General features: G+C 54.5%; 21 protein-coding genes. 6 read left to right on the top strand and 15 right to left on the bottom strand.

Annotated features, from left to right (window positions below):
• Positions 1–56: 56 nt before the first annotated feature.
• Positions 57–1,031, top strand: coding sequence for an aldo/keto reductase (locus tag LBW88_RS21465; protein ID WP_224934149.1), 975 nt, complete (start codon positions 57–59; stop codon positions 1,029–1,031).
• Positions 1,032–1,151: 120 nt separating this feature from the next.
• Here LBW88_RS21465 and pgpA read toward each other — a convergent pair whose 3' ends face one another.
• The 6 genes from pgpA to nrdR all read right to left on the bottom strand — a co-directional run bounded on the left by pgpA (position 1,152) and on the right by nrdR (position 5,213).
• Positions 1,152–1,643 (bottom strand): phosphatidylglycerophosphatase A, encoded by a 492-nt coding sequence (pgpA, locus tag LBW88_RS21470; protein ID WP_224934150.1) that lies wholly within the window; start codon positions 1,641–1,643, stop codon positions 1,152–1,154.
• A complete protein-coding gene (gene thiL / locus LBW88_RS21475; protein WP_224934151.1) occupies positions 1,630–2,607 on the bottom strand; it encodes a thiamine-phosphate kinase in 978 nt (325 codons plus the stop codon). Before thiL ends, pgpA begins: the two co-directional genes overlap by 14 nt.
• Positions 2,608–2,653: 46 nt before the next feature.
• Positions 2,654–3,073, bottom strand: a complete 420-nt coding sequence (nusB, locus tag LBW88_RS21480; protein WP_007887007.1) for a transcription antitermination factor NusB — start codon at positions 3,071–3,073, stop codon at positions 2,654–2,656.
• Positions 3,074–3,092: 19 nt separating this feature from the next.
• Positions 3,093–3,563, bottom strand: coding sequence for a 6,7-dimethyl-8-ribityllumazine synthase (gene ribE / locus LBW88_RS21485; protein ID WP_224934152.1), 471 nt, complete (start codon positions 3,561–3,563; stop codon positions 3,093–3,095).
• 93 nt (positions 3,564–3,656) lie between these two features.
• Positions 3,657–4,760 (bottom strand): bifunctional diaminohydroxyphosphoribosylaminopyrimidine deaminase/5-amino-6-(5-phosphoribosylamino)uracil reductase RibD, encoded by a 1,104-nt coding sequence (ribD, locus tag LBW88_RS21490; protein WP_224934153.1) that lies wholly within the window; start codon positions 4,758–4,760, stop codon positions 3,657–3,659.
• Between the two features lie 3 nt (positions 4,761–4,763).
• The gene (nrdR, locus tag LBW88_RS21495) at positions 4,764–5,213 is read right to left on the bottom strand and encodes a transcriptional regulator NrdR (protein ID WP_034831027.1); all 450 of its coding nucleotides are present in this window, start codon (positions 5,211–5,213) and stop codon (positions 4,764–4,766) included.
• A gap of 172 nt (positions 5,214–5,385) precedes the next feature.
• Here nrdR and lysM point away from each other — a divergent pair, with 172 nt between their 5' ends.
• Both lysM and LBW88_RS21505 read left to right on the top strand, forming a co-directional pair.
• Positions 5,386–5,823, top strand: a complete 438-nt coding sequence (gene lysM / locus LBW88_RS21500; protein ID WP_224934154.1) for a peptidoglycan-binding protein LysM — start codon at positions 5,386–5,388, stop codon at positions 5,821–5,823.
• A 15-nt stretch (positions 5,824–5,838) separates the two neighbouring features.
• Positions 5,839–6,402, top strand: a complete 564-nt coding sequence (locus tag LBW88_RS21505) for a DUF3251 domain-containing protein (RefSeq protein WP_224934155.1) — start codon at positions 5,839–5,841, stop codon at positions 6,400–6,402.
• A gap of 245 nt (positions 6,403–6,647) precedes the next feature.
• Here the strand turns inward: LBW88_RS21505 and secF are convergent, their stop codons facing one another.
• From secF to queA, 5 genes are read right to left on the bottom strand one after another with little or no spacing between them, the layout of a single operon-like run.
• The gene (secF, locus tag LBW88_RS21510) at positions 6,648–7,616 is read right to left on the bottom strand and encodes a protein translocase subunit SecF (protein WP_224934156.1); all 969 of its coding nucleotides are present in this window, start codon (positions 7,614–7,616) and stop codon (positions 6,648–6,650) included.
• Between the two features lie 10 nt (positions 7,617–7,626).
• On the bottom strand, positions 7,627–9,474 hold the full coding sequence (gene secD, locus LBW88_RS21515) for a protein translocase subunit SecD (RefSeq protein WP_224934157.1): 1,848 nt from the start codon (positions 9,472–9,474) through the stop codon (positions 7,627–7,629).
• Between the two features lie 25 nt (positions 9,475–9,499).
• The gene (gene yajC / locus LBW88_RS21520) at positions 9,500–9,832 is read right to left on the bottom strand and encodes a preprotein translocase subunit YajC (RefSeq protein ID WP_034831018.1); all 333 of its coding nucleotides are present in this window, start codon (positions 9,830–9,832) and stop codon (positions 9,500–9,502) included.
• 25 nt (positions 9,833–9,857) lie between these two features.
• A complete protein-coding gene (gene tgt / locus LBW88_RS21525) occupies positions 9,858–10,982 on the bottom strand; it encodes a tRNA guanosine(34) transglycosylase Tgt (protein ID WP_224934158.1) in 1,125 nt (374 codons plus the stop codon).
• Positions 10,983–11,020: 38 nt separating this feature from the next.
• On the bottom strand, positions 11,021–12,091 hold the full coding sequence (gene queA / locus LBW88_RS21530; protein ID WP_224934159.1) for a tRNA preQ1(34) S-adenosylmethionine ribosyltransferase-isomerase QueA: 1,071 nt from the start codon (positions 12,089–12,091) through the stop codon (positions 11,021–11,023).
• Between the two features lie 228 nt (positions 12,092–12,319).
• Here queA and LBW88_RS21535 point away from each other — a divergent pair, with 228 nt between their 5' ends.
• The 3 genes from LBW88_RS21535 (at position 12,320) to LBW88_RS21545 (ending at position 16,110) form a co-directional block, all read left to right on the top strand.
• A complete protein-coding gene (locus tag LBW88_RS21535; RefSeq protein WP_200573307.1) occupies positions 12,320–12,901 on the top strand; it encodes an ACP phosphodiesterase in 582 nt (193 codons plus the stop codon).
• A gap of 164 nt (positions 12,902–13,065) precedes the next feature.
• On the top strand, positions 13,066–13,875 hold the full coding sequence (locus LBW88_RS21540; protein WP_224934160.1) for an inositol monophosphatase family protein: 810 nt from the start codon (positions 13,066–13,068) through the stop codon (positions 13,873–13,875).
• A 282-nt stretch (positions 13,876–14,157) separates the two neighbouring features.
• Positions 14,158–16,110 carry an acyltransferase family protein gene (locus LBW88_RS21545; protein ID WP_224934161.1) on the top strand — a complete coding sequence of 651 codons (1,953 nt, stop codon included), beginning with the start codon at positions 14,158–14,160 and terminating at the stop codon, positions 16,108–16,110.
• Between the two features lie 127 nt (positions 16,111–16,237).
• Here LBW88_RS21545 and proY read toward each other — a convergent pair whose 3' ends face one another.
• From proY to LBW88_RS21565, 4 genes are all read right to left on the bottom strand, one after another.
• Complete coding sequence (proY, locus tag LBW88_RS21550; RefSeq protein ID WP_224934162.1) at positions 16,238–17,593, bottom strand: proline-specific permease ProY; 1,356 nt, start codon at positions 17,591–17,593, stop codon at positions 16,238–16,240.
• Between the two features lie 67 nt (positions 17,594–17,660).
• Complete coding sequence (gene brnQ, locus LBW88_RS21555; RefSeq protein ID WP_224934163.1) at positions 17,661–18,980, bottom strand: branched-chain amino acid transporter carrier protein BrnQ; 1,320 nt, start codon at positions 18,978–18,980, stop codon at positions 17,661–17,663.
• A 402-nt stretch (positions 18,981–19,382) separates the two neighbouring features.
• On the bottom strand, positions 19,383–20,486 hold the full coding sequence (locus LBW88_RS21560) for a cobalamin-independent methionine synthase II family protein (protein ID WP_224934164.1): 1,104 nt from the start codon (positions 20,484–20,486) through the stop codon (positions 19,383–19,385).
• Between the two features lie 173 nt (positions 20,487–20,659).
• Positions 20,660–21,580: a PstS family phosphate ABC transporter substrate-binding protein gene (locus LBW88_RS21565; RefSeq protein WP_224934165.1), complete on the bottom strand. Its 921-nt coding sequence runs from the start codon at positions 21,578–21,580 to the stop codon at positions 20,660–20,662.
• Positions 21,581–21,721 lie beyond the last annotated feature (141 nt).

The raw sequence follows: 21,721 nt of genomic DNA on the forward strand, positions 1-21,721 counted from the left end.
CCCCGCTCCTGCTGCTATGCTTAGGGCATTCCTAACGCATAAGAGCAGGAGCTCCCATGAAAACCATTCGTTTAGGCCAAACCGACTTAGAGGTTTCGCGTCTCTGTTTAGGCTGCATGACTTACGGCGATCCGATGCGCGGCAATCACGCATGGACCCTGCCCGAAGAGAGCAGTCGACCGCTGATCAAACAGGCGTTAGACGCCGGGATTAACTTTTTCGACACCGCCAACAGCTACTCCGATGGCAGCAGCGAAGAGATTGTCGGACGTGCTCTGAAAGAATTCGCCCAACGCGATCAGGTTGTCGTCGCCACCAAAGTCTATTTCCCGCTCAGCAATCTCTCTCAGGGCCTGTCGCGTAACAACATCCTGCAATCTATCGACGACAGCCTGACGCGCCTCGGCATGGAGTACGTTGACCTGTTGCAGATTCACCGCTGGGATTACGACACGCCGATCGAAGAGACGCTGGAAGCGCTCAATGATGTGGTGAAAGCCGGTAAAGCACGCTACATCGGCGCTTCTTCCATGCATGCTTCCCAGTTCGCTCAGGCGCTGGATCTGCAAAAGCAGAATGGCTGGGCGCGTTTTGTCAGCATGCAGGATCAGTACAACCTTATTCAGCGCGAAGAAGAAAACGAGATGCACCCGCTGTGTGAACGAGAAGGCATTGCAGTGCTGCCGTGGAGCCCGCTGGCACGCGGCAAGCTCACGCGTCCATGGGGTGAAACCACCGCGCGTTCGGTATCGGATAACGTGATGGAGAAACTGTATACCGGCACCGAGGAGAACGATGCAGCGATTGCAGAGCGTCTGGCAACCATTGCCGCCGATAAAGGCGTGACGCGTGCACAAGTGGCGCTGGCGTGGCTGCTGCATAAACCGGTAGTGACCGCGCCGATCATTGGTGCATCACGTGAGCAGCAGTTTGCCGAATTGGTTAAAGCGGTGGATGTGGAGTTGAGTTCAACGGATATCGCTGAGCTGGAGACGGTGTATCAACCGCATCCGGTGGTGGGATTCGAGTAGCGGTAAATTCGCGCAATAAACTGCGCCGCTACCGCACAAATCTGCAACGTTAAACATCTGCAATGAATTGCGCTGCTAACGGACAAATCTGTAGCGGCGCGATTCATCGCGCAATGTGAATTAAAGCACCAGCCCCAATCCATACAAAATCGCCGCTGATATCACACCCGCGATAATGTCATCAACCATAATGCCCATGCCGCCATGCACATTCTGATCGAACCAGCGAATCGGCCAGGGTTTCCACATATCAAAGATACGGAAGATGACAAACCCGGCCAGCACCCACTGCCAGCTCATTGCCGGAATGGCCATCAGCGTGATCCACATACCGATGAATTCATCCCATACAATGCTGCCATGGTCGTGAACGCCCATGTCTTTCGCCGTGCGATGACACAGATAAACGCCCACGCTGATGCCAATCAGCACCAGCAGGGAGTAAATCTGCAATGGCAAAAACGTCATCAGCCACCAGAAGGGAATCGCCGCAATCGAACCGGCGGTGCCTGGCATAATCGGGCTCAGGCCACTGCCAAAACCGACTGCCAGCAGATGCCATGGGTTGCTCAGGCGCAAACGGCCTTTCGCTACATCTTTACTTGCCGCCAAAGTGATCAAATCCCTTGTGATTAAAACTCCGCGGCTTGCCGTTTTCCAGCAGCGTCAACCCATCGGATTCAGGCGCAATCTGCCCGATGCAGGTGTAAGACACGCCGAGATGAGCCAGCGCCACGTCCAGCGCACCACGATTCACTTCCGGCACGGTAAAGCACAGCTCGTAATCTTCGCCGCCGCTTAAGGCCCAGGTCAGCACCTGTTCCGGTTCAAAATGATCGCGCAACGCAGCGGACAGCGGTAACGCTTCCAGATTGAGACGCGCACCAACGCGGCTGGCCGTAAGAATATGGCCGAGATCGGCAATCAAACCATCGGAGATATCAATCGCCGAGGTCGCCAGATTGCGCAGTGCCTGGCCTTGCAGGACACGAGGCATCGGACGCAGATGGCGCTTTATCAACACTTCATGCACGGCCGGATCGTTCAGGCGATGACGATGTTGCAGTAGCGACAAACCAGCCGCGCTGTCACCCAGCGTACCGGTAACAAAGATCCAGTCGCCAGGTTTGGCACCCGAACGCTTCAATGCGCGTCCTGTCGGCACCAGACCGTGAATACCCAACGTCAGGCTCAGCGGTCCGCGCGTGGTATCACCGCCAATCAGCTGCATATCGTAGTAATCCAGCAGCTCAAACAGGCTGTCGCTAAATGCCGCCAGCCAGCTTTCATTCACTTCAGGCAAGGTAATCGCCAGCGTCAACCACGCCGGGTCCGCGCCCATTGCCGCCAGATCACTCAGATTTACGGCCAGTGCTTTGTAACCCAGATCGGCAGGATGGATATCACGCAGGAAGTGCACGCCCGCCACCAGCGTATCGGTGCTAATGGCCAGCGTCTGTTTTTCGGGCACGTTCAGTAACGCACAGTCGTCACCAATTCCCTTCTCCACATCGCGGCGGGAGCTGGTGACGCGATTAAAATAACGTGCGATCAGTTCGAATTCACCACAAGACATAAGTCAGGTCTCAATGAAAAAAAGGCCGGTAAACCGGCCTTATGCATTATTTTTTGTTGGGTCTAATTTGTGGAGCTGCTTTATCCAGCACGCCGTTGACAAACTTGTGGCTGTCTTCAGCGCCAAACACCTTGGCCAGCTCGATGCCTTCGTTGATGGCCACTTTATAAGGCACATCAGAACGCTTGCTCAGCTCATACAGCGAAATACGCAGAATGGCTTTTTCTACCTGACCCAGCTCTTCCAGCTGACGTGACAGGTAAGGCTTCATCAGACCGTCCAGGTACGCGCTGTTAGTCGCCACACCGGCCAGCAATTCGCGGAAATAGCTAATATCGACGTCTTTGACGTCTTGTTCCGCCAGAAACTGGTATTCCACATCGGCAATGTCGTTCTTAGACAGCTGCCAGGAGTAAAGCGCCTGAACAGCGCACTCACGGGCGCGACGACGAGCAGCAGGTTTCACAAAATTCCCCTTCCAAAAATCAGGCTTTGATGGCTTTCAATACGTTAATCATTTCGAGTGCAGTCAGGGCCGCTTCGGCGCCTTTATTACCTGCTTTAGTGCCGGCGCGTTCAATCGCCTGCTCGATGTTTTCGGTGGTTAACACGCCGAAAGTCACCGGAATTTCGCTGGTCATCGCCACGTTGGCAATACCAGAGCTGGCTTCACCTGCCACATATTCGAAGTGGGCGGTGCCGCCACGGATCACGGTTCCCAGTGCCACGATCGCGTCGTGCTTACCGGCTTTCGCCAGCGCGCGCGCTGCCAATGGCAGTTCGTAAGCGCCTGGAACCCAAACCACTGTGATGTTGTCTGCTTTGACCTGGCCAATACGCTTCAGCGCATCGATGGCGCCATCCAGCAAGCTGTCATTAATGAAGTTGTTAAAACGCGCAATAACGATGGCAATGTTAGCATCAGGCGTGGCAACAGGAGCTTCGATAACTTTCATACATATCCTTTGGGTGTTTGATTTATGGCCCCGCAGAAGGGGGCGGATTCTATCATACTCTTCGGCGACGCGCTCAGGCTTTTCAGTCGGTGCTCAAGCGGGCGTCAGGGTCAGTCGCAGGTCCGCGCCAACCATGCGCACATCGCTAAACTTCAGGCCTGGCGCATCAGCCAATTGTTCCAGTCCAGGCAGTTCGCACAGACCCCGTGCCGCATTGCCCAGAAGCTTCGGTGCCATATAAACGATCAGTTCATCGACCAATCCGACCTGTAACAGCGCACCGGCTAAACGGGCACCGGCTTCGACCCACACCGAGTTAATCTGACGCTGGCCGAGCAACATCATCATCGCCACCAGATCCAGTTGCTCTCCGCGCAGCGGCACCGCAATTTGGCTGACGCTGTCGGGCCAGGTTTGCTGATCGATTTCACTGCGCATCAGCCAGGTTTCGCCCGGCTGACTTAGCAGTCGATGTTGTGGCGTCACACGCTGCTGGCTATCAATCACCACGCGAATCGGCTGGCGCAGCGTTGCTTCATCCAGCTGCTGGCGCACATCTTCATTCAGTTCGTTCCAGCGCACCGTTAATGAAGGATCATCTGCCAGCACCGTTGCACTGGATGTAAGAATAGCCGAACTCTGGGCACGTAATTGTTGCACATCGCGCCTTGCCGCCGCCGAGGTGATCCACTGGCTTTCACCACTGGCCATCGCGGTGCGCCCATCAAGGGATGCGCCGAGTTTGAGCTGAATCCACGGGAAGCCGGTGCGCATACGTTTCAGAAAACCACGATTCAATGCTTCAGCTTCGCTCATCATTAAACCGTGGCTGACTTCAATACCGGCCTGCTGCAAACGGTATAAGCCGCGCCCCGCCACCTGCGGATTGGGATCTTGCATCGCCGCCACTACGCGGCTGACGCCGGCGGCGATCAGCGCATCGCAGCACGGCGGCGTGCGGCCATGATGACTGCAGGGTTCCAGCGTAACGAAGGCGGTCGCGCCTTTGGCTTTGTCCCCCGCCATACGCAGCGCGTGCACTTCTGCATGCGGCTCACCCGCACGGTGATGCCAGCCTTCGCCGACAATCTCGCCGTCGCGCACAATTACACAGCCCACATTAGGGTTTGGTGTGGTGGTGAAACGTCCGCGTCGCGCCAGTTCCAGCGCGCGCGCCATGTAGCGTTCGTCAGTCATGGCTTAGTCCTGTAAGCGGGCGATCTCTTCGCCAAAATCACGGATATCTTCGAAGCTGCGGTAAACCGAGGCAAAGCGGATGTAGGCGACCTTATCGAGCTTCTTCAACTCTTCCATCACCAGATTGCCCACCAGCTTGCTGGGAATTTCGCGCTCACCCGTGGCACGTAGCTGGGTTTTAATGTGGTTCACCGCGTTATCAACGGCGTCCGCGCTGACCGGACGTTTCTCCAGCGCCTTCATCATGCCGCTGGCGAGCTTATCTTCGTTAAAGGGTTCACGCACATCGTTGCTTTTCACCACGCGCGGCATCACCAGTTCAGCCACTTCAAAGGTGGTAAAACGCTCATGGCACACCAGACACTGGCGGCGGCGACGCACCGATGAACCTTCACTGACCAGGCGAGAATCAATCACTTTGGTGTCCACAGCGGAGCAGAAGGGGCAATGCATGACGTTTCCTGTCGCGAGATAAATAGGCCACACAGTGTAGCGCGATCTCGCAGGCAACTAAATACACCGGACCGAATCACCGCCCGGCTCACAGACGCAGGATGTCACGCTCTGTAAACAAGAAAAGCCACTAAGCTTAAACAGCCAATCCGGCACATTTGCAGGAGGTCACATGGGTCTGTTCAATTTCGTGAAAGAAGCAGGTGAAAAGTTATGGGATGCCGTTACCGGCGCTGACGATCCCAGCAAAAAATTACAGGATCATATTAACCAGCTCGGCTTACCTGACAGCGATAAAGTCAAAGTCGATGTGCAAGGCGACACCGTTACCGTGAGCGGCGATGGCATTTCGCAGGAGCTGAAAGAGAAAATCCTGGTGGCCGCCGGTAACGTCGCGGGGATCACTAAGGTCGATGACAAGGTCACCGTGACGGACAGTGCGCCTGAAGCGGAATTCTATACGGTGAAAAAAGGCGACACCCTAAGCGCGATTTCCAAACAGGTTTACGGGAATCCCAATGAATACAACAAGATTTTCGAAGCAAACAAGCCAATGCTGACGCATCCTGATAAGATCTATCCTGGCCAGGTATTACGTATTCCGAAATAACAGAAAGGACAATGCATGACGATCAGGACGTTTTGGGCGCCCGCGGCACTTTCGCTGCTGGTGCTCAGTGGTTGTAGTTCAACGCCGACTTCACCGCAGGTCAAAGAGTTACATCAGGAAGTCAGCCAGCTTAATCAGCAGATGCGCAAGCTCACTAATCAGGCAACGGCGCTGGAAATTCAGGGTCAGCTCAATGGGCAGTCAACCCAGGGAGCATGGCTATTGCCGCAGGCCAACACGCCCGTCGAGTTACAAACGCAGGTCGGCAAATTGCGTCTGTCACTGTCTCGTGTGGGAGGGGAAGCCAGCGGCAGCCGCGCCAACCTGAATATTCGTTCCACCGATGACCAGCCAGTCCCTGCCCTGACCGCTACGGTGGTGTGGGGTGAACTGGATCCGGCGAGCGGCAAACCGCTGAGTGCAGAAAGTTTGAGCCAGACGATTCAGGTTGAAGCCAGTCTGACGCCGCGAAGTTCTGTCACGGTGCCGCTGCGGTTGAGCGGACTGACCCCGGAGCAACTCGGCTATGTGCGCGTGCATGATGTGTTACCTGCAGCGGAAAAAGCGAAGACGCCCTGATCGTAGGGAGCATGGCGGTCACCATAAATGGTGACCCTACGAAGACGCGACGTTGTGGAACGGTTACCATGAATGGCGACCCTACGGAGACGCGACGTTGTGGAACGGTTACCATGAATGGCGACCCTACGGAGATACGCCGATGCACCGTAGGGTACGCATTCATGCGTACCTACCATTCATGCGTACTTCGTATAAAAAAAACGGGCTGCCCTTAGGCAGCCCGTTTCATTTCATCAGCACAATTAAGGCAGGATCGAAGGCTGATCTGCGCCCTCTTTCTCGACTTTCTGCACCAGCATGTGTTCACGCTTCATACCCAGTTTCAGCGCCAGAGCAGAAGAAACATAGATTGAGGAAACGGTACCGATGGTGACACCGATCAGCATGGTCAACGAGAAGCCTTTCAGCAACGCGCCACCAAACAGGAACAGAATCATGATCATCGCCAACGTGGTCAGCGAGGTGATCAAGGTACGGCTCAACGTCTGGGTCAACGACACGTTGGTGATATCGTAAGAAGTACCGCGACGAATTTTGCGGAAGTTCTCACGAATACGGTCGGAAACCACGATCTTATCGTTAAGCGAGTAACCAATCACCGACATCAGCGAGGCCACAATCGTCAGATCGATCTCGATGTGCACCAGCGCCAAAATGCCGCAGGTGATGATCACATCGTGCGCCAGTGCCAGTACGGTACCCAGTGCCAGACGCCACTCAAAACGGATGCCGATATAGATCAGAATCGCAATCAGTGCCGACAACAGCGCCATCGCCCCCGCCTGCGCCAAATCGCTACCCACACTCGGGCCAACGAATTCGATACGCTTCACGGTCGCGTTCTGCTGCGTGGTCTGGTTAATCGATGCCAGAACCTTGGTGCCCAGTTCCTGACCTTCTGGCCCGGTTACCGGAGGCATACGCACCATCACGTCACGGCTGCTGCCAAAGTTCTGCACCAGCGGCTCCTGGAAGCCCGCTTTCACCAAACCTTCACGCAATGCGTCCAGATCGGCCGGTTTTTCCAGGTTAATCTCAATCACCGTTCCGCCGGTAAAGTCGAGGCCCCAGTTGAAGCCTCGCACACCGATAATGGCGATAGACGCCACAATCAGCAAACCGGAGATGATGAAGGCCAGCGTATCCCAGCGCATAAAGTCAACGACCTTACGCCCGTGGTTTAGCTGTTCAATACTATAGTCCTGTGCCACAACGCACTCCTCAGATAGACAGCTTGTTGATGCGTTTGCCGCCGTACACCAGGTTAACGATGGCACGGGTGCCGACGATAGCGGTGAACATCGAAGTTGCGATACCGATAGCAGTGGTAATCGCAAAGCCTTTGATGGAGCCGGTACCGACCGCATAAAGAATGATAACTTTAATCAGCGTAGTGACGTTGGCGTCGACGATACTGGAGAAGGCGCCTTTATAGCCTTCATGAATCGCCTGCTGTACCGAGCGTCCGTTACGCAGTTCTTCTTTAATACGTTCGTTAATCAACACGTTGGCATCAACTGCCACCGCCAGCGTCAACACGATACCGGCAATACCCGGCATTGTCAGTGTTGCGCCCGGCAGTAATGACATGACACCGACAATCAGCACCAGGTTGCACAACAGTGCACTGGATGCAATCAGACCAAACTTCTTGTAGAACAACACCATGAACAGAATGGAGGCGATCAGACCCCACAAGCAGGCTTCGAGACCCTGAGTGATGTTCTGCTGGCCCATAGTTGGACCAATAGTACGCTCTTCCACAATCTGAATTGGCGCAATCAACGCACCAGCACGCAGCAGCAGCGAAAGCTGACGGGCTTCGTTCGGGTTGTTGATACCGGTGATACGGAAGCTGTTACCGAGGCGCGACTGAATGTTCGCCACGTTAATCACTTGCTCCTGCTTCACCAGGATTGCACGACCGTTCGCGTCTTTCTTACCGCTGTCCTTGTACTCCACAAACAGGGTCGCCATCGCTTTACCGATGTTGTCCTTGGTGAAGTTCGACATCATGTTACCGCCCGCGCCATCCAGTGAAATGTTCACCTGCGGCTGGTTGTACTCGTCCATGCTGGACGTCGAATCGGTAATATGGTCACCGGTCAGAATCACACGCTTGTACAGCACCACTGGCTGGCCTTCACGTGTTTCTTTCACTTCCGAATCACCCGGTACACGACCGCTGGCCGCGGCACTTGGATCAACGGTGGTGTTGACCAAACGGAATTCCAGGGTCGCAGTCGCACCCAGAATCTCTTTAGCACGCGCCGTATCCTGAATACCCGGCAGTTCCACCACGATGCGGTCAGAACCCTGACGCTGCACCAGCGGCTCGGCAACGCCAAGCTGGTTGACACGGTTACGCAGGATATTGATGTTCTGCTGAACCGCATACTCACGGGCTTCGCTCAGACGCGCATCGGTCATCACCGCACGCAGCGTATCGCTGCCGACGCTGGAGATCACCAGATCGCGATGACGTGCTGACAGATAGCTGATCGCCGCATCACGGCTGGCACCGTCGCGGAAACGCACTTCTACGCCGTAGTTAGCGATTTTATTGACGTTGGTATACGGGATGCTTTTGTCGCGCAGATCGCTACGCAGGCCATCGGCATTCTGCTCTTGCAGCTTGCCCAGAGCGGTATCCATATCCACTTCCATCAGGAAGTGTACGCCGCCACGCAGATCAAGACCGAGTTTCATCGGCTGTGCGGCCAGCAGGGTCAGCCAGCGCGGGGTTGCCGGCGCGAGGTTGAGTGCCACAACATAGTTGTCGCCCAATGCCGTGGTGAGCGCATCACGCGCGCGCAGCTGCACATCCTGATTGTCAAAACGGGCCAGAATGGCACCATTTTCCAGAGCGAGGGATTTGCTCTGGATATTATCTTGTTTTAATAAAGTCTGGATCTGATCCAACGTCTGTTCACTGGCGGCGCCACCGCGCGCACCAGTGATCTGAACGGCCGGATCCTCACCATAAAGGTTAGGAAGCGCATAGAGCAGGCCGACGATAATCACGACGACCAGCATGATGTACTTCCACAAAGGATAACGGTTTAACACGGCAGTTCCCTTCGGGAAGAAAAAATTACAGCGCCTTCATAGTACCTTTCGGCAGAACGGCGGCCACGAAATCACGTTTTACAACTACTTCAGTGGTGTCGTTCAGGGCGATAGAAACGTAGCCGTTGTCAGCCACTTTGGTCACACGACCTACCAGGCCACCGCTGGTCAACACTTCATCACCTTTAGAGATGGAATCCATCAGCTTCTTGTGATCTTTAGAACGTTTCTGCTGCGGGCGCAGAATCATGAAATAGAAGATCAGACCAAACACCACCAGCATGATCACCAGAGAATAAGGACTTCCCTGAGACGGAGCGCCTGCTGCGGCAACGGCGTCAGAAATGAAAAAGCTCATTAAATTTCCCTCATTGATAGAATTATCAGACGTTTAACGGTGGAACCGCTTTACCCGTCCGTTGGTAGAACTCGCTAACAAAGTGCTCTAATTTACCCTCTTCGATAGCGTTACGTAAACCCGCCATCAGACGCTGGTAGTAGCGCAGATTGTGAATCGTATTCAGACGTGCGCCCAGTATTTCGTTACAACGATCAAGATGATACAAGTAGGCGCGGCTATAATTGCGACAGGTGTAACAATCACACTCCGCATCCAGCGTTGTCGTGTCATCTTTATACCTGGCGTTACGGATTTTCACCACGCCATCGGTCACAAACAGGTGACCATTTCGCGCATTACGCGTTGGCATGACGCAGTCAAACATATCGATACCGCGGCGAACGCCTTCCACCAGATCTTCTGGCTTGCCGACGCCCATCAAATAACGCGGTTTATCTTGCGGAATTTGCGGACAGACGTGTTCCAGGATACGGTGCATGTCCTCTTTAGGCTCACCCACCGCCAGGCCGCCCACAGCGTACCCATCAAAGCCAATATCTACCAGACCTTTAACCGAGACATCTCGTAAATCTTCGTAAACACCGCCCTGAATAATGCCGAACAACGCATTTTTATTGCCAAGCGAATCAAAGCGATCGCGGCTGCGCTGTGCCCAACGTAATGACATCTCCATCGAACGTTTGGCGTAATCCCAGTCTGCTGGATACGGCGTACATTCGTCGAAAATCATCACCACGTCTGAACCGAGGTCGTACTGAATTTCCATCGATTTTTCAGGATCGAGGAAAATCGGATCGCCGTTGATCGGGTTACGGAAATGCACACCCGCTTCGGTGATCTTACGGATGTCGCCGAGGCTGAACACCTGGAAACCGCCGGAGTCGGTAAGGATCGGACCCTGCCAGTTCATAAAATCATGCAGGTCGCCGTGCAGTTTCATGATCTCCTGGCCAGGACGCAGCCACAGGTGGAAGGTGTTACCGAGCAGGATCTGTGCGCCGGTCTCTTTCACTTCTTCCGGCGTCATGCCCTTTACAGTGCCGTAAGTACCCACTGGCATAAATGCCGGGGTTTCAACCACACCACGATCGAACACCAAACGGCCACGGCGCGCGCGACCATCGGTGGTATCTAATTCAAATTTCACATTGACCTCATTAGATAATCAGAGAAACAGTCTGATTATTAAGCTCCAACCACTTCGTCAGGAGCGTGTGGATTACGGGTGATGTACATGGCATCCCCATAGCTAAAGAAACGGTACTGCTCTGCCACCGCGCTTTGGTAAGCCGCCATGGTATTTTTATAACCAGCAAATGCCGAGACCAACATAATCAGCGTCGATTCCGGCAGATGGAAATTGGTGATCAACGCATCAATCACCTGATAGTGATAGCCCGGGTAGATGAAGATTTGCGTGTCGTCGAAGAATGGCGCGATCAGCGCATCCTGAGCCGCCTTCGCCGCGCTCTCCAGAGAACGCACGGAAGTGGTGCCCACCGCGACCACTTTGTTGCCGCGCGCTTTACACGCAAGCACCGCATCCACCACATCCTGCGGCACTTCGGCATATTCGGAGTGCATGATGTGGTCGTTGATGTTCTCGACGCGTACCGGCTGGAAAGTGCCCGCGCCAACGTGCAGCGTGACAAATGCCATTTCGATGCCTTTGGCACGCAGCGCATCCAGCAGCGGCTCGTCAAAGTGTAAACCGGCGGTCGGTGCGGCTACCGCACCCGGACGCGCGCTGTAAACGGTTTGATAAAGTTCGCGATCCGCTTCTTCGTCCGGACGATCGATATACGGCGGCAGCGGCATATGGCCGACGCTGTTAAGGATATCCAGCACCGCACGGTCATCAGCAAATTCGATCTCAAACAGCGTATCGTGGCGCGCCACCATGGTGGCTTTGACGCTTTCGTCATCGCCCAGCAGCAACTCTGCACCCGGCTTCGGCGCTTTCGAGGCGCGCACGTGCGCCAGTACGCGTTTGTCGTCCAGCATGCGTTCTACCAGCATCTCGATTTTGCCGCCACTGGCTTTGCGGCCGTAGACGCGCGCCGGTATCACGCGGGTGTTGTTGAAGACCAACAGGTCGCCCGGATTGAGCTTATCCAGCACATCGGTAAACACTTCATGGCTCAACGCACCGCTCGGACCCTCCAGCGCCAGCAAGCGGCAACCGCTTCGCTGCGCCTGCGGATAGTGGGCGATCAAAGATTCTGGCAACTCAAAAGCAAAATCGGCTACACGCATGCATCACTTCTTCAGGACTAAAAAACAGGCGGCATAGTTTAGCGGAAAAGCGGGAAATTCTGAACAACTGGCTGCATCTCTGTGCTGCTGCCTTTACACAACATCATTCGAGGTACAGAAAGGTGGCAAATGGGAGCAGCACGATGTGCTCACTTTAGTCAGTGATTCAGGTGAGCAAGAGCAGCCAACGCACCTGTAACTTGAAGGTTGACGTGTATATAATGCGCCATGAACTTTCTCGCTCACCTTCACCTCGCACAGCTGGCAGACAGCTCCCTGCTGGGCAATCTAATGGCCGACTTCGTGCGCGGCAATGTGCAGTCGCAATGGCCGGAACCGGTTGTCGCGGGCATCTCCATGCATCGTCGCCTTGATGTTTTGACTGATAACCTGCCTGAAGTGCGTGAAGCGCGGCAATTCTTTCGCGCTGAAACCCGTCGCGTTGCGCCCATCACGTTGGATGTGATCTGGGATCACTTCCTTGCGCTGCACTGGGACAAACTGCATCCCGCGCAATCCTTAGTCGCGTTCACGGCGGCAGCCGAGCGTGAAATCATGCCGCAGCTGCCCGGCACACCGGAAGGATTCATCGAACTCAATTCAGTGATGTGGCGTGAACGCTGGTTTGAGCACTATGCCGAACCGACGCGGCTGGCCCGCGTATTGAGCGGTATGGCACACCGCCGACCGCGTCTGGCAGCACTGCGCGACTCCTATCAGGATTTCGTCGATCATTATCAGCAACTCGAACCGCTATTCTTCCAGTTCTACCCGCGCCTGATGGAAGCTGCACGCCAGCAGCAACTCTAAACCCGCTTTTTTTCACAATCCCAGCATTTACGCCTCTTGCCAGCCGCAGTCATCTGCGGCTTAATGAAACCTTTCTTAACTTTTGTTAAGTAGGTCACATCGCCAGGTCGCCTGTTTCGGCGTTTTTTGTCACTTCGTTTGCAAGAAAATGATAAGAGGGAAAGATGTCATCAGCTACGCTAACCGAACTTGACGCGCGTTATCACTTTGCCTGTGATGTCGCCAAAACTGCAGCCAGCCGTGCTTTATCCTGGTATCAGCAGCGTCATCAACTGGTGATTGAGCATAAAAAGGATTTACAGGATGTGGTCAGCGAAGCCGACCGCAACGTAGAAGAATTGGTCAAGCATTTGATTTACGAGCGCTTCCCCGATGACGCTGTGCTGGGTGAAGAGAGCGGCGGTGATACCACCGGTGCGCGCTTTGTCTGGGTGATCGATCCCATTGATGGCACCAGCAACTTTCTGAATGGATTACACAACTGGTGCGTGTCGCTGGCGATTGTTTGTGAAAATGAGCCAGTGATTGGCGTGGTCTGCGATCCCAACCATCATGAGACTTTCCATGCCTGTCGCGGTAAAGGTGCCTGGGTCAATGAAAAGCGCATTCAGGCACACAGCGCGCAGCAGCTTAATCAGGGCGTGCTCGGCCTTAGCAGTTCCAACAGCCAACCGGTGGAACCGTTGACGGCCTTCATTGGTGGCTTGTTGTCACAGGGCGGCATGTTTATCCGTAATGGTTCCGGCGCATTAATGAGTGCCTGGGCTGCCGCCGGCCGCTTGATCGGCTATTACGAAGCGCATATGAATCCGTGGGACGGTTTGCCTGGGATTGTATTGATGCGTGAAGCCGGCGGCATGACCAATGATTATCTTGGTCACAATGGCCTGCAACAGGGTAATCCTGTGCTGCTGGCCAATACGGTTATCTACCCACAGCTTAAGGCGCTGTTACCCGCCCACATCAGCCTGTAGTGACTTTTCACCACGCACAAAGATAAGCCTGAAGGATAATCCGGGCTTATCTTTTCGCTATTTATGCTTCAGCAGTGTAAATATAAACACCCTCTTAATCTGCGATTATTCTAATTTTCCATCGACCTGATATTTCGCGGCTAAAATCACGTATTCTTGCAGCGTCAATCATCCCTTGTAATACCCACTTTTCTCCTTTGTAACTTTTTTCGGCGACAGGATGCGCCGATTTATTTTTTCTGGAACGGTTAACCATCCCTATCCTAACTTCTGGGTTAAATTATGACTGCGAATGCCTCTCACCGCTATCGGGCGGATATTGACGGCCTGCGCGCCGTCGCCATAATTTTGGTGGTACTTTATCACTCTGGCGTCACCTCGCTGCAGGGCGGTTTTATTGGTGTCGATCTGTTCTTTGTTATTTCCGGCTTTCTGATCGGTGGTATTATCAGCAAAGAAATATCCGAGGGTCGATTCTCTTTTTATCAATTCTATTTACGCCGAATTAAACGTATCGCCCCCGCGTTATTTTTTATGATGACGATATTGCTGCTGTTGGGCTTTATTCTGCTATCGCCCCTGGAGTTCAGCCAGTTAGCCAAATACAGCCTGGCGGTATTTATCGCCGTGCCAAATATGCTGTTACTGAAGAGTGGCGACTATTTCAGTACCGATTCTGATTTAAATCCCCTGCTCATGACCTGGTCATTGGGGATTGAAGAACAGTTCTACATTGTGTTGCCGTTTATTCTGCTGTTGGCGGTACGACTAAAAAGATCGATGAGCAGTGTCGTGCTGATTCTGAGCGTGATTTCTCTGGCGTCCTGTATCTGGGTTACGCCGTTTGCCGCCACCCACGCCTTTTATTTGCTGCCAACACGTGCCTGGGAACTCGGCGCCGGTGTGCTGCTGGCGCTGTTGAAACCGCAGCCACTCACCGGCCGTGCCGCCGGCATGCTCAACCTGCTGGGCTGGCTGATGATACTCTCTGCCAGCCTGCTGCTCAGTAGCCAAAGCCAATTTCCCGGCTGGTTGGCTATCGTTCCGGTGCTGGCAGGTTGTCTGATGATTGGCGCCCGCAGCGAGCTTAATCAGTTACTGTTAGAAAATCCGCTGATGCGCTTTATCGGTAAGATTTCCTATTCCTGGTACCTGTGGCACTGGCCGCTGCTGAGTCTGGCGCGCATCTGCAGCGATCATCCCCTTACTGTCTGGCAAGGTTTGATGATCAGCGGCGTAGCGCTGGGCATCGCCTGGTTTTCATGGCGCTTTGTCGAACAGCCTTTCCGCCAGGCTCGCACCGGCACGCATTGGGTGATTCCCGGCTACTGTGCCTCGTCCATCATTGCTGCGGGAGCGATGTTGCTGTTGTGGCAAACCGGGGGCATGAAATCGCGCGTCAGTGAGTTAGTGGTCAATGCGGACAGCTGGAAAATATCGGCACAGCGTAATCCGTGTCTGCTTGAGTACGGGGCTAACCTGCCCTCCCGGCATGCGGAGTGTCATCCAAACACCGACCGCCCCGGTATCGCCTTAATTGGCGACAGTCACGCTGCCGCGCTGCGTGCTTCAGTGTCGAGCTATGCACAACGTCAGCACAAGCCGCTTTATCAACTCACTAAAGCCTCCTGCCCGTTTCTGATTGGAGCCACGCGCGTGGTGAACCAAATGCCGCGTCATGCGCAGCAATGCATCACATTTAATCAGGAAGTACTGAAGATGGTGCTGAGCGACAAGGTGGACGAAGTGGTGATCAGCGCCTATTGGGCATCGGGTATGAGTCTGTTACCGGGTGCCGGTTTCCGCGAAACCGATCATCCCGAAAAAAGTAATCTGGATGCGCTGCAAGCGGGCATGGATCGCGTGGTGGCCCAGCTGACTCAGGCGGGTAAAAAGGTCACGGTAATAGAGGATGCACCCTCAGTGGATGTCGATCCGCTGCGCTACAGCAATAACCGTAACATCCCGATTCGTCGTGAACTGAGCGCCTGGCTGAGCAAGTGGGAAGCCCCGCCGCTGCTCTCAGAGCGCACCAGGTTGTTCCAGTTCCCGGAAGAGGCCGTCGAGAAATTATTGCAACGCTATAAGCAACAGGGCGTGCGCGTATTATCGCTGCGAGAGAATCTATGTAATGAGCAGGGTTGTATGATCACCAGCGGGGGGCTGCCGCTCTATTACGACGACAATCACCTCAGCCCGGCGGGCGGCGAGATTGCCTTGGGGAGCAACTGGTAGTCGCGCTTCGGCGTGCACGTTTCATCATGCTGAAAAGCTCAGGGCGGGAATCTTTCCCGCCCTGAGCGATACTTTTCTCACCATGCTTAACGAGCAAACATTCTGCCCGTCAGGCACATCGGGATAATCAGGCTTTACGCTTTTTCGCCAGCGGCCATGCCAGCAACAGCAGCACAATCCACGCGAAGCCGACATACAACGACACGCGCGTATCGGGGAAATAACCGATCAGGGCAATGATAAACACCAGGAAGGCCACGCCAACCCAGGCGGTTTTGCTGCCGCCAGGCAGGGCGAATTGCAATTTACCCGCCTGCTCTTTGCCAATCTTGCGACGAAACGCGATTTGCGAAAGCAGAATCATGATCCAGACCCACACCGTGGCGAAGGTCGCCAGCGAGGCGATCACCAGGAACACTTTTTCCGGCATCAGGTAGTTGAGATACACCGCGATCAGCATCGCAAACATCATCACCACAACCGTGACCCACGGAATCCCGCGATCGGATACCTTCTGGAACATCTTCGGTGCGTGGCCCTGCTGCGCCATGCCGTGCAGCATACGCCCGACGCCGAACACATCGCTGTTGATTGCCGACAGTGACGCCGTCAATACTACAAAGTTAAGAATCGAAGCTGCCGCTGCAATGCCCAAATGCTGGAAAGTCAGCACAAAGGGGCTGCCGGAGGTGCCAACCTGGTTCCACGGATAGATCGACATGATGACAAACAGCGTGCCCACATAGAACACCAGAATACGCAGCGGAACTGAGTTAATCGCGCGTGGAATCGACTTCTCAGGCTCTTCGGCTTCACCCGCAGTGATACCGATGATCTCAATACCGCCATAGGCAAACATTACCATCTGCAGTGACAGCAACATGCCCACAATGCCGTGAGCGAAGAAGCCACCGTTGGTCCACAGGTTATGGATCCCCGTAGGCTGACCGCCGTTGCCGATGCCCCAGAAAATCATGCCAAAACCGGCGATGATCATGATGATGATGGTGGCGACTTTGAAGAAGGAGAACCAGAACTCGACTTCACCAAATACCTTAACGCTCATCAGGTTAATGGCACCGATAATCAGCACCACCGACAGCACCCAAATCCAGTGCGGCACCTCCGGGAACCACACGCCCATGTAGATACCAAAAGCCGTCACGTCGGCAATCGCCACAATCAGGATTTCAAAACAGTAGGTCCAGCCGGTGATGTAACCCGCCAACGGCCCCAGATAGTCCTGCGCGTAACGCGAGAACGAGCTGGCCTGTGGGTTATTCACTGACATCTCACCCAACGCACGCATGATGATGTACGCCACCGCACCGCCGATGATGTAAGCCAGCAGCACGCTGGGACCTGCCATTTTGATCGCATCCGCCGAGCCGTAAAACAGCCCGGTACCGATTGCCGATCCCAGCGCCATAAAGCGGATGTGGCGCGTGCTCAGTCCGCGTTTGAGCTTGTTGGTTTCTTGCATAACACCAATACCTTGTAAATGAAAAAACCACGGGCAAGCCCGTGGTTGAAATTAACAGCAATGTTTCTTACTGGTGGACAGCGACTTGTTCGCGTCCTTTTGCCCGATCCACCACTGCGGCAATCACCAGCATCACCAGCGATGGCGGCAACCAGGAGAGTCCCTGATCGGCCAGCGGCAGATGCTGGCTAAACAGCGGCAGCACATCTTTGAAATTCGTGGTTTTGATGGCATCAACAATACCGAACAGCAGGCTTACCAGCATGGTCGGCGCGATGATACGCGAGCTCTTATTCCACCACTTCAGGGTGAAGCTCAGCACCACCAGCACGATGCACGGCGGATAAATCGCCGTCAGCACCGGAATCGAGATCTGAATTAAATGGCTCAGGCCGAGATTCGACACCACCATTGAGAACAGACCCAGAATAAACACCAGCGCTTTATACGACAACGGCAGGTGTTGCGCAAAGAATTCTGCACAGGCACAGGTCAGGCCCACCGCCGTCACCATGCAGGCCACGAAGATCAATGCCGCCAGGAAGAAGCTGCCCATACCGCCAAAGGTCTGCTGCACATACGCATGCAGAATCGCCGCGCCGTTGGCATTCTGATCAACCAGGCCCGCACTGCCAGAGCCGAGTTTGAACAGGCTCAGGTACACCAGCGTCAAGCCAACACCGGCAATCACGCCCGCCAGCATGGTGTAACGGGTCAACAGTTTCGCATCTTCAACGCCGCGAGAACGTGCCGCATTGACGATAACAATGCCGAACACCAGCGCGCCCAGCGTATCCATGGTCAGATAGCCGTTAACGAAGCCACTGGAGAAGGCCGCACGCTGATAATCGGCCGTTGCAGGCGCGATACCACCAGCCGGCCACAGCAGTGCTGCCAGACCGAGAATGGTCAGCGCCACGATTTTCAACGGAGCGAGGAAGTGGCCGACGGTATCCAGCAATTTGCCTGGATACAGGGAAATGCCAATCACCAGCGCAAAATAAATCAGGCTGTAGATGAACAACGGCAGCGCACCATCACCGGTCAGCGGAGCAATCCCCACTTCAAACGAAACGGTCGCAGTACGCGGCGTGGCGAACAGCGGACCGACCGCCAGATAGCAAACCGTTGCCAGCAGCAGGCCTGCGGCTTTACCAATCGGCGAGCTGAGGGCATCAATGCCGCCACCGACGCGTGCCAGGGCGATAACGGTCATCACCGGCAAGCCAACAGCAGTAATCAGAAAGCCGAAAGCGGCAATCCAGACGTGTTCGCCAGACTGAATCCCCACCATAGGTGGAAAGATAATGTTCCCTGCGCCAACGAACAGGGCAAACGTCATGAAGCCCAGCGCCAGGATATCCTTGGAGGTTAAACGATGTGTCATAAACTTCTGTACTGCCTGTAGCTGATGTTGCGGTGGAAGTTGAGTGCGTGTTGTCCTCTGCATGCGCGAAAACAAAGGCTTATCTGATTAGATCAGAGTGTTATGCGGGCCTAATCGTTAAAGCGCAGGTGATTTAATCTACTTTTCTTCTGTTCGCAGAGGGATAAATCGACAACGGCGCAAATTAAAACGTTTATAGCGAAGAAAGGCAATACGGGATCGGAAAACCAGAAGGATATAACAAGAAAGTGACACAAAGCAGTGTATCAGCGGGGAATAGCGTGAAAACACCTCAGATGATTTGCTTAAAGTTTCCGCACTGCGGGAGATCTCATTGCAAAAATGGGCTTTAAGATGCACAAAAGGCGCGGTTTACGCGCCTGTTTGCACAAGTTTACAGCTTCACCACACCTGATTGGCGATATCGACCACCAGACGAATCTTCTGCCACTGCTGCTCTTCCGTCAGGCTGTTGCCCTCTTCTGTTGAGGCAAAGCCACATTGTGGGCTGAGGCAAATCTGGTTCAGGCTAACGAACTGTGAGGCTTCCTGCAGCCGCGCTTTTACCTGCGCTGGATCTTCCAGTTCACCGTTTTTGGTGGTGATCAGACCCAATACCACTTGCTGATGACCTGGCTTGATAAAGCGCAGCGGTTCAAAACCACCGGAACGCTCGTTGTCATATTCGAGGAAGTAGGCATCGATATTCACCTGACCAAACAGAATCTCGGCCACTGGCTCATAGCCGCCTTCAGAAATCCAGGTTGAGCGGAAGTTGCCGCGACACACATGCAGACCAATCGTCAGGTCAGCCGGTTTATCTTCCAGCGCTTTGTTCAGAACCTCAGCGTAAATACGTGCCAGTTCCTGCGGATCTTCGCCGCGCTCACGGATCTGCTGCTGCTGATCCGAAGAACATAGATAGGCCCAAACGGTGTCATCCAGCTGCAGAAAACGGCAGCCCGCCGCATAGAAAGCCGCAATCGCATCTTTGTAAGTCTGCGCCAGGTCAGCAAAGTACTCTTTCAGATCGGGATAAACGGTGGCATCGATCACCTTACGTCCACCACGGAAATGCAGCACGCTTGGGCTGGGGATGGTCATCTTCGCCACGGCGTCGCCTGCAATGCTTTTCAGGAAGCGGAAGTGATCCAGCATTGGGTGATGCGGATTAAAGGCCACTTTGCCGGTGACTTTCACGCCGTGCGCTTTGGTTTGCACACCATTGAACTGAATGCCCTGCTCCGCTTCAAACAGCTCAACGCCCTGCAGATCGCCAAAGAAGTCAAAGTGCCACCAGGCACGACGGAACTCGCCGTCTGTTACCACTTGCAGTCCGTTGGCACGTTGCTGCTCGACCACATGGCGGATCTCTTTATCTTCTACCTGACGCAGCTGCTCAGCCGTGATCTCGCCATTGGCAAACTGCACGCGCGCTTGCTTGATCGCTGCAGGACGCAGAAAACTGCCGACGGTATCGGCACGGAACGGTTGTTGTTGTGGCATGTTCACTCCTGGCTAAACGCATAATTGCGTCAGGGTATAATTTCATCTGGTTATCTATAGCCATCTGGATGGCTAAATTTCCAGAGAGAGTGACATGCCGAAACACATTGGGCAATGGAAGAAAATTCAGGTGACGTGAATAAAATTCATGATCGGATGTTCGTTCTTCAATTTTACTCAATGGCAGCACGTGCCTGCGCCATCTGGCTGTCGGAAAGCGGCAGATAACCGGCCTCCGTCACCCGGCGCTGCCCTTCTGACGATAACACCTGATGTAAGAACGCATTCACCAGTGGCGGCAGCGGTTTGCCCGGCGCTTTATTGACGTAAATATAGAGCGGACGCGACCACGGATAACGACCATTGCGAATCGATTCGGCATCGGGCATCACGCTGTCGCCCTGTGCAGTCACGATCGGTACCATTTTCACGCCGCTCAGGTGAAAGCCAAAACTGGCATAACCAATGCTGTTAGGGGTCGCCGCCACTGCCTGCACCACCGCCGCCGAGCCGGGAAACTCTGCAACGTCCGAACGGAAATCGCCTTTGCACAGCGCTTGCTGTTTGAAGAAACCCCAGGTTCCCGATGCCGAGTTACGGCCAAAGCGTTGAATGCTGCGTTGCGCCCAATTCCCCTGATTGAGGCCAAGATCGCCCCAGCGCTGCGGCACAGCGTGCGCACCGCACAGGCGGGTGACAGAGAAAAGGGCATCGAGTTGTGGTTGATCGATACGGGATAGCGGATTGTCCTGATTCACCACCACCACCAGCGCATCCATTGCGACCGGCACCGCCAGCGGTGGATAGCCGTAGCGCGAGGTAAACAGTTGGCGTTCATCAATTTGCATCGGGCGGCTCATCGCCCCGAGTTGGGCTGCGCCTGCCGCCAGCGCGGTGGGTGCGGTTGAGGATCCAGCCGCCTGTACCTGAACGTTAACGCCCGGTGACTGGCGGCTGAAATCCTCGCCCCATAAGGTCATCAGATAGCCGAGGGTGTCGGAACCGACGCTGCTTAAATTGCCGGTGAGCATGGTTTGTTGGGCTGGTGCCAGCGTAGAGCACAGCAGCAACGTGAACAGCAACAGCGATTTCATCAGGTCTTCCGTCAATCAGGTCATGAACATTCAAGTGCACATTCTGTAGCGGCACGATTGATCGCGCAATACATTGCGCCGCTACCGTATGTGCGAATAACTCGTACATGGCCTAATCCATTGGCATAGCGCAATAAATTG

Source organism: Pantoea sp. alder81 (genome assembly GCF_020179835.1).
GTDB lineage: Bacteria > Pseudomonadota > Gammaproteobacteria > Enterobacterales > Enterobacteriaceae > Pantoea.